Origin of the sequence: Agromyces protaetiae, assembly GCF_004135405.1 — a bacterium.
In the GTDB taxonomy this organism is placed as follows: Bacteria; Actinomycetota; Actinomycetes; order Actinomycetales; family Microbacteriaceae; genus Agromyces; species Agromyces protaetiae.
The window spans coordinates 111,935-127,587 of sequence record NZ_CP035491.1; the positions used below are offsets into that span (position 1 = coordinate 111,935).

General features: G+C 70.2%; 17 protein-coding genes. 8 read left to right on the forward strand and 9 right to left on the reverse strand.

Features of this window, described 5'->3' with window-relative positions; genetic code table 11:
* Nucleotides 1-50 precede the first annotated feature (50 nt).
* Nucleotides 51-2,519 (forward strand): phosphoketolase family protein, encoded by a 2,469-nt coding sequence (locus tag ET445_RS00540; RefSeq protein ID WP_129192338.1) that lies wholly within the window; start codon nucleotides 51-53, stop codon nucleotides 2,517-2,519.
* 161 nt (nucleotides 2,520-2,680) lie between these two features.
* On the opposite strand, the gene ET445_RS00545 is transcribed toward ET445_RS00540, so the two are convergent.
* The 5 genes from ET445_RS00545 to ET445_RS00565 all read right to left on the reverse strand — a co-directional run bounded on the left by ET445_RS00545 (nucleotide 2,681) and on the right by ET445_RS00565 (nucleotide 8,057).
* Nucleotides 2,681-3,586 carry an alpha/beta fold hydrolase gene (locus ET445_RS00545; RefSeq protein WP_129187860.1) on the reverse strand — a complete coding sequence of 302 codons (906 nt, stop codon included), beginning with the start codon at nucleotides 3,584-3,586 and terminating at the stop codon, nucleotides 2,681-2,683.
* Complete coding sequence (locus ET445_RS00550) at nucleotides 3,583-4,776, reverse strand: epoxide hydrolase family protein (RefSeq protein ID WP_129187862.1); 1,194 nt, start codon at nucleotides 4,774-4,776, stop codon at nucleotides 3,583-3,585. The genes ET445_RS00545 and ET445_RS00550 overlap by 4 nt, the downstream gene beginning before the upstream one ends.
* Before the next feature lie 92 nt (nucleotides 4,777-4,868).
* Nucleotides 4,869-5,759, reverse strand: a complete 891-nt coding sequence (locus ET445_RS00555; RefSeq protein ID WP_129187864.1) for a helix-turn-helix transcriptional regulator — start codon at nucleotides 5,757-5,759, stop codon at nucleotides 4,869-4,871.
* Nucleotides 5,756-6,394, reverse strand: coding sequence for an MEDS domain-containing protein (locus ET445_RS00560; RefSeq protein ID WP_129187866.1), 639 nt, complete (start codon nucleotides 6,392-6,394; stop codon nucleotides 5,756-5,758). The genes ET445_RS00555 and ET445_RS00560 overlap by 4 nt, the downstream gene beginning before the upstream one ends.
* A 70-nt stretch (nucleotides 6,395-6,464) precedes the next feature.
* Complete coding sequence (locus tag ET445_RS00565; RefSeq protein ID WP_129187868.1) at nucleotides 6,465-8,057, reverse strand: ABC-F family ATP-binding cassette domain-containing protein; 1,593 nt, start codon at nucleotides 8,055-8,057, stop codon at nucleotides 6,465-6,467.
* Between the two features lie 32 nt (nucleotides 8,058-8,089).
* Here ET445_RS00565 and solA point away from each other — a divergent pair, with 32 nt between their 5' ends.
* Entirely contained in the window at nucleotides 8,090-9,265 is a 1,176-nt protein-coding gene (gene solA, locus ET445_RS00570; RefSeq protein WP_129187870.1) for an N-methyl-L-tryptophan oxidase, read from the forward strand.
* Nucleotides 9,266-9,271: 6 nt separating this feature from the next.
* On the opposite strand, the gene ET445_RS00575 is transcribed toward solA, so the two are convergent.
* Nucleotides 9,272-9,655 (reverse strand): PLDc N-terminal domain-containing protein, encoded by a 384-nt coding sequence (locus ET445_RS00575; protein WP_129187872.1) that lies wholly within the window; start codon nucleotides 9,653-9,655, stop codon nucleotides 9,272-9,274.
* A 9-nt stretch (nucleotides 9,656-9,664) separates the two neighbouring features.
* Nucleotides 9,665-10,345, reverse strand: a complete 681-nt coding sequence (locus ET445_RS00580; protein ID WP_129187874.1) for a TetR/AcrR family transcriptional regulator — start codon at nucleotides 10,343-10,345, stop codon at nucleotides 9,665-9,667.
* 112 nt (nucleotides 10,346-10,457) lie between these two features.
* On the opposite strand from ET445_RS00580, the gene ET445_RS00585 reads away from it, so the two are divergent.
* The 4 genes from ET445_RS00585 to ET445_RS00600 all read left to right on the forward strand — a co-directional run bounded on the left by ET445_RS00585 (nucleotide 10,458) and on the right by ET445_RS00600 (nucleotide 13,634).
* The gene (locus ET445_RS00585) at nucleotides 10,458-11,207 is read left to right on the forward strand and encodes a DUF4386 family protein (RefSeq protein WP_129187876.1); all 750 of its coding nucleotides are present in this window, start codon (nucleotides 10,458-10,460) and stop codon (nucleotides 11,205-11,207) included.
* 154 nt (nucleotides 11,208-11,361) lie between these two features.
* Nucleotides 11,362-11,766, forward strand: a complete 405-nt coding sequence (locus ET445_RS00590; RefSeq protein WP_129187879.1) for a DUF6855 family protein — start codon at nucleotides 11,362-11,364, stop codon at nucleotides 11,764-11,766.
* A 10-nt stretch (nucleotides 11,767-11,776) separates the two neighbouring features.
* Nucleotides 11,777-12,199: a nuclear transport factor 2 family protein gene (locus ET445_RS00595; protein ID WP_129187881.1), complete on the forward strand. Its 423-nt coding sequence runs from the start codon at nucleotides 11,777-11,779 to the stop codon at nucleotides 12,197-12,199.
* 112 nt (nucleotides 12,200-12,311) lie between these two features.
* Nucleotides 12,312-13,634 carry an MFS transporter gene (locus ET445_RS00600; protein WP_129187883.1) on the forward strand — a complete coding sequence of 441 codons (1,323 nt, stop codon included), beginning with the start codon at nucleotides 12,312-12,314 and terminating at the stop codon, nucleotides 13,632-13,634.
* 95 nt (nucleotides 13,635-13,729) lie between these two features.
* Here the strand turns inward: ET445_RS00600 and ET445_RS00605 are convergent, their stop codons facing one another.
* Nucleotides 13,730-14,176: a recombinase family protein gene (locus ET445_RS00605; protein WP_129187885.1), complete on the reverse strand. Its 447-nt coding sequence runs from the start codon at nucleotides 14,174-14,176 to the stop codon at nucleotides 13,730-13,732.
* Nucleotides 14,177-14,243: 67 nt separating this feature from the next.
* Here ET445_RS00605 and ET445_RS00610 point away from each other — a divergent pair, with 67 nt between their 5' ends.
* Nucleotides 14,244-14,816, forward strand: coding sequence for a GNAT family N-acetyltransferase (locus ET445_RS00610; protein WP_129187887.1), 573 nt, complete (start codon nucleotides 14,244-14,246; stop codon nucleotides 14,814-14,816).
* 26 nt (nucleotides 14,817-14,842) lie between these two features.
* The gene (locus ET445_RS00615; RefSeq protein ID WP_129187889.1) at nucleotides 14,843-15,037 is read left to right on the forward strand and encodes a hypothetical protein; all 195 of its coding nucleotides are present in this window, start codon (nucleotides 14,843-14,845) and stop codon (nucleotides 15,035-15,037) included.
* Nucleotides 15,038-15,058: 21 nt separating this feature from the next.
* Here the strand turns inward: ET445_RS00615 and ET445_RS00620 are convergent, their stop codons facing one another.
* Nucleotides 15,059-15,574, reverse strand: coding sequence for a GNAT family N-acetyltransferase (locus tag ET445_RS00620; RefSeq protein ID WP_129187891.1), 516 nt, complete (start codon nucleotides 15,572-15,574; stop codon nucleotides 15,059-15,061).
* Nucleotides 15,575-15,653 lie beyond the last annotated feature (79 nt).

Genomic DNA, 15,653 nt, shown 5'->3' on the forward strand with positions numbered 1-15,653 from the left:
TCCTCTGTTGCAGCACCCCTGCACGGTGCCATGCTTCGAACGTGAGGGGAATCACCGAAACGACTGCGACGCCGTGGACCCGAGCGGGCGAGGAAGCCCGCGATGACGACATCCACTCGATCGACCTCTGGTGGCGCACCGCCAACTACCTGAGCGTCGGCCAGATCTACCTGCTCGACAATCCGCTCCTCCGCGAGCCGCTCACGGGCGATCACGTGAAGCCGAGGCTCGTCGGCCACTGGGGCACGACGCCGGGACTCAACTTCGTCTACGCGCATCTGAATCGCGCGATCCTCAGGCGCAAGCAGCCGACGATGTACATCATCGGGCCGGGGCACGGCGGGCCGGGGCTCGTCGCGGCATCCTTCCTCGACGGCACCTACACGACGACGTACCACGACCTCTCCTACGACGAAGCGGGCTTGAAGCGCCTGTTCACGCAGTTCTCGTTCCCTGGCGGCATCCCGTCGCACGTCGCCCCCGAGACGCCGGGGTCGATCCACGAGGGCGGCGAACTCGGCTATGCTCTGAGCCACGCCTACGGCGCCGCGTTCGACAACCCCGACCTCCTCGTCGCGGCGATCGTCGGCGACGGCGAGGCCGAGACGGGCCCGCTCGCGACGAGCTGGCACTCGAACAAGTTCATCGACCCCGCGACCGACGGCGTCGTGCTGCCGATCCTGCACTTGAACGGGTACAAGATCGCGAACCCGACGGTGCTCGCGCGCATCTCCGACGAGGAGCTCGTCCACCTCATGCAGGGATACGGGCACAAGCCCTATGTGTTCGTCGCGGGCTTCGACGACGAGGGCGACGAGTCCATCCACCGCCGGTTCGCGGCGCTCCTCGATGAAGCGCTCGACGAGATCGCCGAGATCAAGGCCGCGGCTGCGGAGGACCCCGACATGGACCGTCCCATGTGGCCCATGATCGTGTTGCGCACACCCAAGGGGTGGACGTGCCCGCCCGAGATCGACGGCAAGCGCACCGAGAACTCGTGGCGAGCCCACCAAGTGCCACTTGCCTCGGCGCGCGACACCGAGGCGCACCTGCAGGTGCTCGACGGGTGGCTCCGCTCGTACCGACCCGAGGAGCTCTTCGACGAGGACGGCGCCCCCGTCGCCGAGGTGACGGCGATCACGCCGCCGGGCGACCTCCGCATGAGCGCGACGCCGCATGCGAACGGCGGGATCCTGCTGCGCGACCTCACCCTCCCCGACTTCCGCGATTTCGGCGTCGACGTGCCGACGCCCGGCTCGTCGCCCGTCGAGGCGACGCGCGTGCTCGGCACGTGGCTCAAGGCGGTGATGGCAGCGAACCTCGACAACTTCCGCGTGTTCGCGCCCGACGAGCTCGCCTCCAACCGCATCCAAGCGGTGCTCGACGTGACCGACAAGGCGTGGAACGCAGCCCTCGACAGCGACGACGAACACTTGGGCAAGCGCGGCCAGGTCGTCGAGATGCTCTCGGAGCATCAGTGCCAAGGATGGCTCGAAGGGTATCTGCTGACCGGCCGGCACGGCCTGTTCACGTCGTACGAGGCGTTCATCCACATCGTCGACTCGATGTTCAACCAGCACGCGAAGTGGCTCAAGATCTCGCGCGAGATCGAGTGGCGCCGCCCGATCGCGTCGCTCAACTACCTGCTGTCGAGCCATGTGTGGCGACAGGACCACAACGGGTTCTCCCACCAGGATCCGGGGTTCATCGACCATGTCGTCAACAAGAAGGCCGAGGTCGTGCGGGTGTACCTGCCGCCGGATGCCAACACGCTCCTCAGCGTCTACGACCACTGCCTGCGCTCGCGCGACTACGTCAACGTCGTCGTCGCGGGCAAGCAGCCGCAGGCGTCGTGGCTCACGATGGACGAGGCGATCTTCCACTGCACGCGCGGCGCGGGCATCTGGGAGTTCGCGTCGAACGTGCCGACGGGCGAGGAGCCCGACGTCGTCATCGCCGCGTGCGGCGACGTGCCGACGCTCGAGGCGCTCGCCGCGATCGACATCATCCGCACCGAGCTGCCGGGCCTCAAGGTGCGGATGGTCAACATCGTCGACCTCATGCGCCTGCAGCCGTCGGAGGAGCACCCGCACGGCATGACCGACCTCGAGTACGACCAGCTCTTCACGACCGACAAGCCCGTCATCTTCGCGTATCACGGTTACCCGTGGCTCATCCATCGCCTCACGTACCGCCGCAACGGGCACAACAACCTGCACGTGCGCGGGTACAAGGAGGAGGGCACGACGACGACGCCGTTCGACATGGCGATGCTGAACGACCTCGATCGGTTCCACCTCGTGATGGATGTCATCGACCGCGTGCCGTCGCTCGGCTCGCGCGCTGCGCTGCTGCGGCAGAAGCTCGACGACCGGCGCATGGAGGCGCGCCGCTACGCGCGCCTCCACGGCGAGGATCCCGCGGACATCCGCGATTGGGTGTGGCCCGACGCGCGCGGGCTGTCGGATGTCTCGGCCGGCGTCAGCGCGACGGCCGCGACGGGCGGCGACAACGAGTAACGGCAGAGCCGACCTCTCCTGACCGCCGCCTCCCGTTTCCCCCCTTCCCTCTTCCCTCACGCCGAAGTCGCGCAAATGGTCGTCATTCCGAGCGAGTGAAGACCATTTGCGCGACCTCGGCGGGCGGCGGGGCGGCGGGCGGGGGCGAGGGGGCGGGGCGGTCAGTTCCCGAGCCGTGCGACGTCGACGATCGCGTCGGCGAACGCGTGCGGCGCCTCCTGCGGCAGGTTATGGCCGACGCCGCCCGAGACGGTTCGGTGCTCATAGGGTCCGGTGAACTTCCCCTTATAGGCGGCGGGCGGCGGGTGCGGGGCGCCGTTCGCGTCGCCCTCGAGCGTGATCGTCGGCACGGCGACGGGCGGGCCTGCCGCGAGCAGGCGTTCGGTGTCGTCGTACTGCGGCTCGCCGTCGGCGAGCCCCAGTCGCCACCGGTAGTTGTGCACGACGATCTCGACGTGGTCGGGATTGTCGAAGGATGTCGCGGAGCGGGCGAACGTCGCATCGTCGAACTGCCATTCGGGCGACGCCGTGCGCCAGATGAGCTTCGCGAACTCGTCGCGGTGCTGCGCGTACCCGTCGCGGCCGCGGTCGGTCGCGAAGTAGAACTGGTACCACCACGACAGCTCGGCGGCGGGCGGGAGCGGCGCGCGGTTCGCCGCTCGCGAGCCGATGAGGTACCCGCTCACCGACACGAGTCCCGCGACGCGCTCGGGGTGGAGTGCCGCGACGATCGCGGCCGTGCGGGCACCCCAGTCGAATCCGCCGACGACGGCCCGGTCGACGCCGAGGGCATCCAAGAGCGAAAGCGCGTCAAGCGCGAGCGCGGCCTGTTGGCCGTTGCGCGGCGCGCCGTCGTCGAGGAACCGCGTCGTGCCGTATCCGCGGAGGTGCGGCACGATCACGCGGTGCCCCGACGCGGCGAGCGACTCCGAGACATCCAGATAGCTGTGGATGTCGTAGGGCCAGCCGTGCAGCAGCAGCACCGCCGGGCCGTCGGCGGGTCCCGCCTCGGCGACGCCGACGCGCAACGCGCCGGCGTCGACCTGGCGGGTCTCGAAGGACTTCATCGCAACGGCCGGAACGCCGCCCGCAGCTCCTGGGTGAAGAGCTCGGGCTGCTCCCACGCGGCGAAGTGCCCGCCGCGGTCGAGCCGGTTGAAGTGGATGAGGTTGGGGTACGCCTCGGCCGCCCACGTGCGCGGCGCCGCATAGATCTCGTCGGGGAAGACGCTCACCGCGGTCGGGATCCGCACGCCCTTGGGCGCGAAGAACGGCAGCTTCGACTCCCAGTAGAGCCTCGCCGACGACACCGCAGTGTTCGTCACCCAGTACAGCGTGACGTTGTCGAGGATGTCGTCCTTCGAGAGCCCCTCGGGCACGCCCGCGAAGACGCGCGCGATGAGGTCGTAGCTGCGCGAGTCGTGATCGAGCATCCACGCGGCGAGGCCGACGGGCGAGTCGACGAGCCCGTAGAGGGTCTGCGGGCGGCCCGCCATCTCCTGCGCGTAGCCGAGGCCGTGGGCGTAGAAGAACGCGAGCTGATCCCACGCGCCCTGCTCTTCGGGCGTCAGGTCGGCGGGAGCCGGGTCGCCGTCGTCGAGCGCCTGCTGGATCGACGGCGGCACGGTCGCGGCCATGTTCGTGTGGATGCCGAGCAAGCCCTCGGGTTCGAGGAGCGCCATCTGCTCGGTCACGGCGTTGCCCCAGTCGCCGCCCTGTGCGACGTACCGGTCGTAGCCGAGGCGGCGCATGAGCTCGATCCACGCCTTCGCGATGCGGATCGGGTCCCAGCCGAGCTCCTCGGGCTTCGCCGAGAAGCCATGCCCGGGCAGCGACGGGATGACGACGTCGAACGCGTCGTCGGCGCTCCCGCCGAACGCGGTGGGGTCGGTGAGCGGCCCGATGATCTTCAGCTGCTCGATGATCGAGCCCGGCCAGCCGTGCGTGACGATGACGGGCAGCGCGCCCTCGTGCTTCGACTTCACGTGGATGAAGTGGATGTCGACGCCGTCGATCTCGGTGAGGAACTGCGGCACGGCGTTCAGGCGCGCTTCGACCTTGCGCCAGTCGTGCTCGTTCGCCCAGTAGTCGGCGAGCGCCTTCACGACCTCGAGCTGCACCCCCTGCGAGGGGTCGGGGGTCAGTTCGGGGTCGGGCCAGCGGGTCTCGCGCAAGCGGCGCAGGAGGTCGTCGAGGTCGGCCTGCGGGATCGCGACGGTGAAGGGGCGGATGTCGGTGGAGGCAGCGGTGTCGGTCATGCCCGAGATGGTCGTCGCCCGCGAGAAACCCCGCGTCGGGGACATCCGCCAATCGCACGCCGTGCGCTCCGCAGGTGAGGGGAATCCCCCAATCAGATCACGCCGTGCCGCAGCGCGAACGCCGTCGCCTCGCTCCGCCGCGCGACGCCGATCTTGCGGTAGAGGCTCGTGATGTGGCGCTCGACCGTGCGATCCGAGAGCCACATGACGGCCGCGATCTCCTTGTTGCTGAGGCCTTGCGCGAGCAGACCCAGCACCTCGGCCTCGCGGCGCGAGAGCGGCAGAGCCGTCAAAGCACGGCCGGATGCCTCGTGGCCGCCGTCGGCCGCGGCGGCCGCGCGGGGCGTCGGGGCCGACGGCTCAGGCGATGCCTCGCGCGGCAGCGCCTCGCCCTCGGCGACCAGCCGCGAGGCATCCCGGATGCTCCGTACCGCCGCCTGCAGCGACGGCCCCGTCTCCTCGGCGAGCGCCCGGAGCACGGCCGTCTGACGTTCGAGGGTCTCCTCGGCGATCACGCGTGCCGCGCGCTCGCGCGCGAGCCGGCGCGCCGTGTGGTTCGCGATCGCAGCCTGCCCGACCGCGACCCGCAGGAGGTGAGTCTCGGTGGGGGTCGGGAACTCGTCGCGTGCCGCCGAGACGACGACGAGGCCCGACTCCCAGGGGAGTGCGATGGGCACGCGCGCGACGCGGTACCGGCCGTGCTCGTCGAGATCGACCTCGGTCGTCGTGATGCCCGCGCCGGTCGAGTCCCCCGCCTCGAGCGCGACGGCGAGTTCGGCGGACGGCTCGGGACCCGACGGCCGCCAGGCCTCGACCTCGTCGAACCGCGCGTACGCGCCGTCGAGGTCGAGCACCCCGACGAGCACGCTCAAGAGTCCCGACACGATCTCGGGTGCCTCGTGGTCGACCCACATGGCGGGCAGCGCGAGGAGGGCGCCGAGGTCGCGCGCCCAACGGCCGGCGTCGACCCCGCCGTCGGTCATGCGTGCGGCTCGCGCTCGGCGAGGAAGTCGCGCGGCGGCGCGAAGAACGGGTTCTCGTGGAGCATCCCGCCGATGAACACGATGGGGTGCGTGCGCAGGATGTCGACGACGAACGCCCCGTCGAACCGCGACGCGTCGTAGCCGCAGATGACGACGTGCCGGTGCTTGGCGTGGATGAAGTTCGCCCTCGCCTCGAACTCGATGAGATCATCGCCGACGGGTGCGCCGCCAGCGTCGCTGCCGTTCGCCCACCCCATGTCGGCGACGAGACGGATGCGCGGCGCCGCCCGGTCGACGAGCACGCGCTCGAGCTCGTCGAGCATCGCGTCGGGGTCGAAACTCCCGCCTCGGAGGTACGTCTCCTCCCACGTGCGCACCTCGAACCGCCGCTCGGAGAGGAGCCCGGCCGAATCGTAGCCGAGGTGCCGCAGGCGGTTCACGGGCGCGGCGGACTCGGCTGGATCTACGAAGTACAGCAGGCGATCGCCGCCGTCGAGGCCCTGCTGCGCGAACGCGTCGAGCACGGCCTGCGCCTCGTCGGGGCCGGTCCAGAACGCGCACACGTGCCGATAGCGGTCGAGCACACCGCCGGCGAACGTGACGGGCTCGGCCGGGTCGAGTGCGTCTTTCGCCATGGGGAACTCGTTCCGCCGGGGACAGGGGCAGGCTACTCCCCGGCAGGCGGGCCGGACAACGGGCGAACGGCTACAGCGCCCCCGTCGCCGCCGTCTCGCGCACGACCCCCGCGCCCTCGAACACGAGCAGCCGGTCGGCGAGCTTGTCGACGAAGAACCGGTCGTGCGACACGACGACGATCGCGCCCGGGAAGTGCGTGAGCGCGCGCTCCATGACCTGGGTGCTCGTGAGGTCGAGATGGTTCGTGGGCTCGTCGAGCACGATGACGGCCGCGCCCGAGAGCAGGCACTGGGCGATCGCGACGCGCGCCTTCTGCCCGCCCGAAAGGGTGCCGATCTTCTGCTGCAGGTCGGCCTCGGAGAACTGCAGCATCGCGAGGAAGCGCCCGACGCTCTTCTTCGTCGCCGTGAAGGCGAGCGAGTCGGGGTAGGCGTTGACGGCGTGCCCGACGGTGTCGGTGAGGTCGAGCTCGGCGTAGACGCGGTTGTACGAGACGAACCGCGCGCCCTTCGCCCACCGCACGCTGCCCGCATCGGGCTCGGTCTCGCCCGTCAGCACGTCGAGGAGAGTCGACTTGCCCGATCCGTTCGACCCGATGACGGCGACGCGGTCGCCGCGCTGCAGGTCGAACGACACGTTCTCGAAGAGCGGCGCGCCGCCGAAGCCCTTCGCGAGCCCCGTGACCGTGAGCAGGTCGTTCGAGACCTTGAGCTCGTCGTAGATCGACGTGATGATCTGGTCGATCGGCCGCGGCGCCTGGCGCTTCTTGATGTCGGCGAGGCGACGCGCGACGGCGTTCGAGGGGTTGCGGGATGCCTCGCGGCGGGCCGCTGCCGCGGCCTGCTCGTACGCCAGCAGTTCCTCCTCATGGGCGAACTGGCGCTCGAGCATCTTGAGCCGCGACTGCTTCGCGTGCACGTACTCCGAGTACCCGCCCTCGTACTCCTGCAGGCGGTAGTTCTCGATCTCGACGATGCGCGTGACGACGCCGTCGAGGAACTGCCGGTCGTGCGAGACGACGAGCACGGCGCCCGCGAAGCCCGCGAGCCAGTTCTCGATCCAGCGGACGCCGTCGAGGTCGAGGAAGTTCGTGGGCTCGTCGAGGAGGAGCACGTCGGGCGCTTGCACGAGGATCAGCGCGAGCGCGGCGCGGTTGCGCCATCCGCCCGACAGCCGGTCGACGGGCAGGTGCCGGCGCTCCTCGTCGAAACCGAGGCGCGTGAGCACGGTGTCGATCGTCGTCTCGTACGTCCACCCGCCGATCGCGTCCATGCGCTCGAAGAGCGCGCCCTGCTCGGCGAGGAGCTTCGTCATCGCGGCATCCGACATCGGGTCTGCGAACGCCGCGCCGATCTCGTCGATGCGCGCCTGGGTCGCGTGCACCTCGGTGAAGTGGCCGCGGAGGATCTCGTGGACGCTCCGCTCGCCGTCGAGCTCGGAGAACTGCGAGAAGTAGCCGATCGTGGTGCCCTGCGTGACATCCACCGTGCCCGAGCTCGGCTCTCGGCGACCGAGGACGACCTCGAGGAAGCTCGTCTTGCCCGTGCCGTTCTTGCCGATGAGGCCGATGCGGTCGCCCCGACGGAGCTTCAGGAACGCCTCTTTCAGAACGGGTCGCCCGTCGTACTCGATGCCGACGTCGTTCAGGCGGATGAGGCTCACGGGGTTCGAGCCTAACCGGCGAGAATGTGAGGATGACCCCCGCCGTCTTCGACCCCGACCGCTTCGACGCCGACGTCGCCGTGATCGGCCTCGGTGCGATCGGATCGAGCGCGGCCTGGCGGCTCGCCGCGCGGGGGCTGGATGTCATCGGGTTCGAGCAGTTCGAGCCGGGCCACGCGTGGGGCGGGTCGACGGGAGCGACTCGGCTGTTCCGGGTCGCGTGCCTCGAGCATCCCGGGCTCACGCCCATCGCGCGGCGTGCCCGCGACCTCTGGCGCGAGCTCGAGGCATCCGGCGGTCAGTCGCTCTTCCTCGAGACCGGCGGGCTCATGATCGGGCCGCCCGATTCGCACATCGTCGAGGGCACCCTGGCCGCAGCCGTCTCGCATGATCTGCCCGTCGAGCGGCTCGACGCCTCCGAGATCGCGAATCGCTTCCCCGGGCACGCGCGGCTCGAGCCGGGCGACATCGGCGTCTGGGATCCCGAGGCGGGCATCCTGCGACCCGAGGCGGCGATCGTCGCGGCCGTCGACGCGGCCCGCGCCGCGGGCGCGCGCATCGTCACGGGCACGCGCGTGACGGCGGTCGAGTCCGATGCCGACGGCGTCACGATGCGGACGGATGCCTCGGTGTTCCGCGTGCGGCAGGTCGCCGTGACGGCGGGCCCGTGGATCGGGCGCTTCCTGCCCGGCGTGCCGCTCACGCCGCACCGGGTCGTGATGACCTGGTTCCGAGCGCGCGGCGGGCACTCCGCCGACCTCGACCGGTTGCCCGTGTTCATCCGCAGCGTGCCGGGACGCGACACCTGGATCTGGGGGCACGGCGCGTTCGCGGGCGACGGGCTGAGCCCCGCGTTCGACGTCAAGGTCGGCCCCGAGTTCGACGGGCCGTTCGACGCCGACGACCCCGACGCGATCGACCGCGAGATCCGCCCCGAGGAGTTCGAACTCATCGCCGACCTCGTGGCCGCGACCTTCCCCGACGTCGAGCCCTGGCCGTCGGCCGCGACGACGTGCATCATGACGCACACGCCCGACGGGCAGTTCGTCGTCGGGGCGACCCGCGACCCGCGCGTGTTCGTCGGCGGCGGGTGCTCGGGCCACTCGTTCAAGCATGCGTCGGCGCTCGGCGAGCTCGTCGCGCAAGCGATCGCGGGCGAGGCATCCTTCACCGACGCGGAGTTCCTCGACCCGCGGAGGTTCGGGTGAGCGCGCTCAGGCGGACGCGCCCTCGCCGTCGGCGTCCTTCTTGAGCGCCTCCAGTTCGGCGCGCTTCTTGTAGTACTCGATCTCACGGTCGAGGTCGGCGAGCTGCTCCTCGGTCGTGCGGGTGTCGCGCGGGACGACGGGCAGGTTCCCGGCGTGCACGGACGCGCCGTAGCCGCGCTGCGTGCGGGCCGGCCGCGGGGCGCGTTCGGGCAGGTTCCACTCGCGGCCGAGGGCGAACCACAGGATGACGCCCACGAGCGGCAGGAACACGACGAGCAGCACCCACGCGATCTTGGGCAGGTGCTTCACCTGCCAGTCGTCGCGCGTGATGATGTCGACGAGCGCGGCGACGACCGCGACGAGCGTGATGACCGAGAAGAGGACCGCCATGGCGGCAGCCTAGCGACCCCGCGCGGCGAACCCGTCGAGCAGCCGTTCGAGCCCCCACGTGAACTGCTCGGTGCCGATGTAGGCGGCCATGACGTCGGTCACGGCTGCGGTGCGCGGAAACCATTCGGCGGGCACTGCGGCGAAGGCGCCGCGGCGCTCGGCGATGCGGTCGGCCTCGGCGGGCAGCGGCACGGTCGGGTCGAGTTCGGATGCCTCGAGCGCGACGGATCCGAGCACGTACACGATGACCGCATACGACGCGCGGGCCGCGTCGGCGGCGTCGAGGCCGGCTTCGGCGAGCGCGCCGAGGAGCCCCTCGCCGAGGGCGAGGGAGTTGGGGCCGTCGATGGGGGCGCTCATGAAGAGCAGGGCCGACCCCGGGTGGGCGAGGAGCCTCGTGCGGATGTCGAGGGAGACCCGCACGATGCGCTCGCGCCACGGGGCATCCGTGTCGTTCAGGATCTGCGTGTCGCGCTCGCCGACGATCCGGTCGACGACAGCGCGCAGGATCGCCTGCTTGTCGGGGAAGTACGTGTAGATCGCGTTGGGCGCGAGGCCCATCTTGGCGGCAATGCGCCGCACCGAGAGCGCGTCGGGGCCGTGCTCGTCGAGCAGGTCGAGTGCGACGCCGACGATCTGCTCATCGGTGAAGGCCCGTTCGGGGCCGCGTCGTCGTGGTCCTTCAGCCATTCGTCCACCTTTTCCGGAACTTCTTCGACCCACCTCTTGACGTTTCACTGTACACCGTACAACATTGCCTCATCAGCAAACGCTGGACACCGTACAGAGAAAGCGAAAGACCATGAACAAGACCACTACTCTGAAGGGCACGACCCTCACCGGCATCCTGCTCATCGCGAGCGCCGTCGTCGTCAACGTCGCCTTCACGGTGCTCGGCACCGCGTTCGACTACCCCGACATCCTGCAGCGCCCCTCCGACGAAGTCCTCGGGCGATTCGCCGCGAACCCCGTCGTCATCGGCGGCACGTTCGCCCTCCTCGCCGCGGGCGCCGCGATGCTCGCCCCCATCGCCCTCCGACTGAACCGCCACTTCCCGGCCGGCCGCATCGGCACCGCCGCCGCGATCACGGGCGTCGCCGCCGCCGCTGTGCAGGTCCTCGGGCTCCTGCGCTGGCCGCTCATCGTGCCGTTCCTCGCGAACGCCCTCCCCGGGTCATCCGGCACCGAGCGCGAAGCGCTCCTCTCGACCTTCTCGACCCTGAACTCGGTGCTCGGCCAGACCATCGGCGAGACCTTCGGCTACCTCCTCACGACCGCGTGGACCGTGCTCGCCGTCATCGCCCTCCGCCGCGCGGGCGTCATCGGCCGCCTCACCGGCATCCTCGGCTTCGTCTCGGCCGCCCTCATCGTCACGGGTGTGCTCGTGCCGCTCGACGTGCCCTTCGCCGACCAGGCCAACTTCGTCGGCTACATCCTCTGGAGCGCGTGGCTCGTGATCCTCGGCATCACGGCCATCGTGCGCGGCCGGCGGGCGAAGGCGGCGGATGTCTCGTCCGCGACCCGCGCGACCGCGCCCCTCGTCGGCGCCTGACCCGGCACCCTCCCCGCCTCGTCCAGTGAGGGGGCGGTTCGGCACGGTCGCGGAGACCCCGCACCGTGCCGAACCGCCCCCTCACGTTTCGTCGTGGCATCCACCGGGCTACGCTCGTGACGACAGCGATCGGCGGCAGACGGCGGGGGCGACGATGACCGGCTCGGGCACGAAAGACGATCCCTGGCAGCTGACCACGGCGCCGGGATCCAGCGCGTACACGATGTGCCGCGACGAGGCATCCGACCCGCCCGAGCTCGTCTGCCAGGTCGGCTCGACGAAGCTCCGCTACCTGCTGCGGTCGATCGACGACCTGCACGCGTGGCTCCTCGAGCAGGGCGACTGGGTGCCGCTCGGCGCAGCAGACGAGCAGAAGCCCGCCCCCGACGGCAGCGTCGAGGCGTGGGGCCGCGACCCCGGCAACCCCGCCGGTGGCTGGTACGGCCTGCGGAACGGCTACCGCGGACGGTTCGGCATGTACCTGCCGCCGCTCCTCGAGGCACTCGGCCTCGCCGAGCTCACCCACGACGCGCGCAACAACCGCGTGCGCGGAATCTGAGGAGCAGACGATGCCGAACGACGTCGGGGCGAACCGTGCGCTCGTCGAAGCCGCCTTCGCGCGCTGGATGGACGGCACCGCCTACATCTCGAGCCTCTTCGCGCCCGAGATGACGTGGGAGATCGTCGGTCGCTCCGCCGCGTCGAAGAAGTACCCCGACGCGGCATCCTTCATCGGCCAGGTCCTCGAACCGTTCGGTCGCCGTTTCCCGCACGACACGCCCTTCCGTCCGGTGCGCATCCGAAGCATCCTCGCCGACGGCGACACCGTTGCCGTCGTGTGGGACGGCCACGGCACCTCCGTCGCGGGCACCGTGTACGAGAACACCTACGCGTGGTTCCTCACGATCGCCGACGGGAGGATCGTCGACGGCGTCGCCTTCTACGACAGCATCGCATTCGACGAGCTCTGGAACGGGGTCGACCCCGTCTGAAGGCAGCGGCCCGGGGCATCCGTCAAGAAAAAACTTCCCAACTGACCGTTCGTTCGGTTATTGTGGGGCATCCTCACCTGCGGCCACCGCACGAACAACGGAGTTCAACGACATGACCACGACCGCTGCCGAAGAAACCGGTACCCCGACACGCATGCCGAGCGAGGAGCGCAAGGTCCTCGCCTCGACGCTCGTCGGCACCTCGATCGAGTGGTACGACTTCTTCATCTACGCACAGGCCGCCGGCCTCGTGCTCGCCCCGCTCTTCCTGGCGCCCGTCGCCGAGTCCTCCCCCGGCCTCGCCCAGGTGCTCTCGTTCGCGACGATCGGCATCTCGTTCCTCTTCCGCCCGCTCGGCGCGATCGTCGCGGGCCACCTCGGCGACAAGCTCGGCCGCAAGAAGATGCTCGTCTTCACGCTCATCATGATGGGCCTCTCGACGGCGCTCATCGGCCTCCTGCCGACGTATGCCGCGATCGGCATCGCCGCGCCCGTCCTCCTCATCACCCTCCGCATCCTGCAGGGCTTCTCGGCGGGCGGCGAGTGGGGCGGCGCAGCCCTCATGGCCGTCGAGCACGCCCCCACGAAGCGCCGCGGCTACTTCGGCGCGTACCCGCAGATCGGCGTGCCCGTCGGCATGATCCTCGCGACCGCGACCCTCTGGGTCCTCACGTCGTCGATGTCGCCCGAGGCGTTCCTCGAGTGGGGCTGGCGCGTGCCGTTCCTGCTGTCGATCGTGCTCATCTTCGTCGGCTACCTCATCCGCCGCGCGGTCGACGAGAGCCCCGTCTTCAAGGACCTCCAGCAGCGCAAGAAGGAGTCGTCGGCTCCCCTCGGCCAGCTCTTCCGCCACAACACCAAGCAGGTCGTGCTCACGGCGATCATCTTCATCGGCAATAACGCCGCCGGGTACCTCCTCATCGCGTTCTTCTCGACCTACGCCGTGACCGTCCTCAAGATGGACCGCCCGACCGTGCTCCTCGCGACGACCCTCGCGTCGTTCGGCTGGCTCGCGTTCACGCTCCTCGGCGGTCGCATCTCCGACACCCTCGGCCGTGTGCGCACCTTCCAGCTCGGCTACGGCCTCCTCGCGCTCTGGGCGGTGCCGATGTGGTTCCTCATCGACACGGGGAACATCGTCTGGTACTTCGTCGCGCTCTTCGTCATGACGATCGGCCTCGGCCTCTCGTACGGCCCGCAGGCGGCGCTCTACGCCGAGATGTTCCCCGCGAAGGTGCGCTACTCGGGCGTCTCGATCGGCTACGCGCTCGGCGCCATCCTCGGCGGTGCGTTCGCGCCCATGATCGCCGAGGCGCTCATGAACGCGACCGGCAAGTCGTGGACGATCGGCGTGTACATCGCGATCGCCGCGGTGGTCTCGTTCATCGGCGTCTCGCTCGTCAAGGAGCCGAAGGGCGTCGACCTGCGCGGCTGACGCGCGGCTGACGCGCGGCACGACGCAGAAGAGCGGCGGATGTCTCGGACATCCGCCGCTCTGCCGTGTCTGCCTGCGCGCTCCTTAACCGGTGCCTACTTCACCGGCGCGTCGACGAGGTGCCGCGCCCCGTGGCTCAGCACCTTGACGACGAGGTTGTGGCGGCGGAGCGTTTGGATCGTGCGCGTGACCTCGTCGGCCGTGCGGCCGAGGGCGCGCTCGGTCGAGACCACGAGCACGTCGCCCGCGCGCAGGGTGCCGAAGAGTCGGCCGAGCCGCTGCTCCCACGTCTCGAGGGTCTCGGGCGCGGGGAACTTGAAGTCGAGGATCTGCACGCCGAAGGCGGAGAGGTCTTCGCGCTGCTGGAGGATCGAGGGCATGTCGTCGCGCGCGACCACGAGCCCGACGAGGCGCGACCCCTCGGGCTTCGCCTTCCACCAGTCGCCGTTGCGCTGGAGCTCCTCAAAGCACACCGGGCACTCGATGGCGGTGTGGCCGTGCGGATGCGTGTGGCCGCCGTCGTACTGGATCGCGTCGCTCATGGTCTCGGCTCCTCGGAAGTCTGCCTCCATTCTCCCCGATGTCGTGGGGGCGTGGCATCCTGACCGCATGCCGATCGAGGTACGAGCGGCGTCGGTCTTCGACGACGTCGCGACGATGGTGGGGCCGAAGCGCCCCGACGCGAACGTGTGCTGGTGCCTGAGCTACCGGGTGGGGTCGAAAGAGAACCTGTCGCTGCGCGGCACCGCCCGCGGCGAGCGCGTGCGCGAACTCGTCGCCGAACCGCTCGCGCCCGGGGTCATCGCGTACGAGGGCGACGAGCCCGTGGGGTGGGCTGCGGTGCATCCGCGTGCCGCTACGAGTTTCGCGACGAACCGGCGCATCCCGCACGTCGACGACCTCGACGTGTGGAGCGTGTGGTGCCTGCGCATCCGGCCGGGGTATCGCAAGCGCGGGCTGTCGCATCCGCTCCTCGCGGGCGCCGTCGAGTTCGCGCGTGCGAACGGGGCGCCCGCGATCGAGGGCTACCCCGTCGACAACGCGGGTGCGAAGGTCGACCTCACGATGGCGTACGTCGGCACGCGGGCGCTCTTCGAGCGGGCCGGGTTCGAGAAGGCGGCCGACACCGACTCGGTCGTCGGCGGGTTCCCGCGCGTGGTCATGCGGCTCGACCTGCGGTAGCTTCGACCACGAGGGGGCTGATTCGCATGACCGATTTCGTCGACCCGTTGGAAGAGCCGTTCGCCTACGACCGCGACCCGCGCGCCGCGCGCGACTTCGCAGAGCAAGACGCCGAAGCGGCGCTCATCGACCGCGAGCACCGCGCCGAAGAGGCCGCGTCGGGCGTCGACGAACTCACGCTCGAGGAGCAGGACGAAGAAGACCTCCTGCCCGACGAGTGAGCTGCAGGTCGCCGTCGCCCGTCAGAGGAAGAGTTTGAACCCCGTGTGCGACGGCTCGAAGCCGAGGCGTGCGTAGAAGCGGTGCGCGTCGATGCGGCGCGCATCCGACGTGAGCTGCACGAGCGAGGCGCCCTGCTCGCGACCGCGGTCGACCGCCCACCGGATCATCGCCGAGCCGATGCCGCCGCTGCGGAGACGTTCGTCGATCCGCACCGCCTCGATCTGCAGGCGTGTCGACCCGCCGCGCGCGAGGCCCGGAATGAGGGTGAGCTGCATGGTGCCGACGACCTGCTCCGCATCGGGGCCGGCGACCGGCTCGACGACGACGAGCAGGTTCGCAGGGTCTGCGTCGATGGCGTCGAACGCCCGCTCGTAGCCCGCCCGGGCCTCTGGCGAGGTCGAGTCCTCGCCGCCGCGGAAGGCGTCGGTCGCGAGGAGCGCGATGAGTGCGGGCAGGTCGTCGCGACGCGCACGACGGAGGGCGTAGTCGGCATCGCGCGCGTGCAGGGTGGCGAGGTCGGTCGAGTCGGGTGCCATGGCTTCGAGCCTCTCATGGATGGTTCATGAGGATTTCTCTGTTGGATGTCGCTCCGCAGCAGTAGGTTGGGCGGCGGGT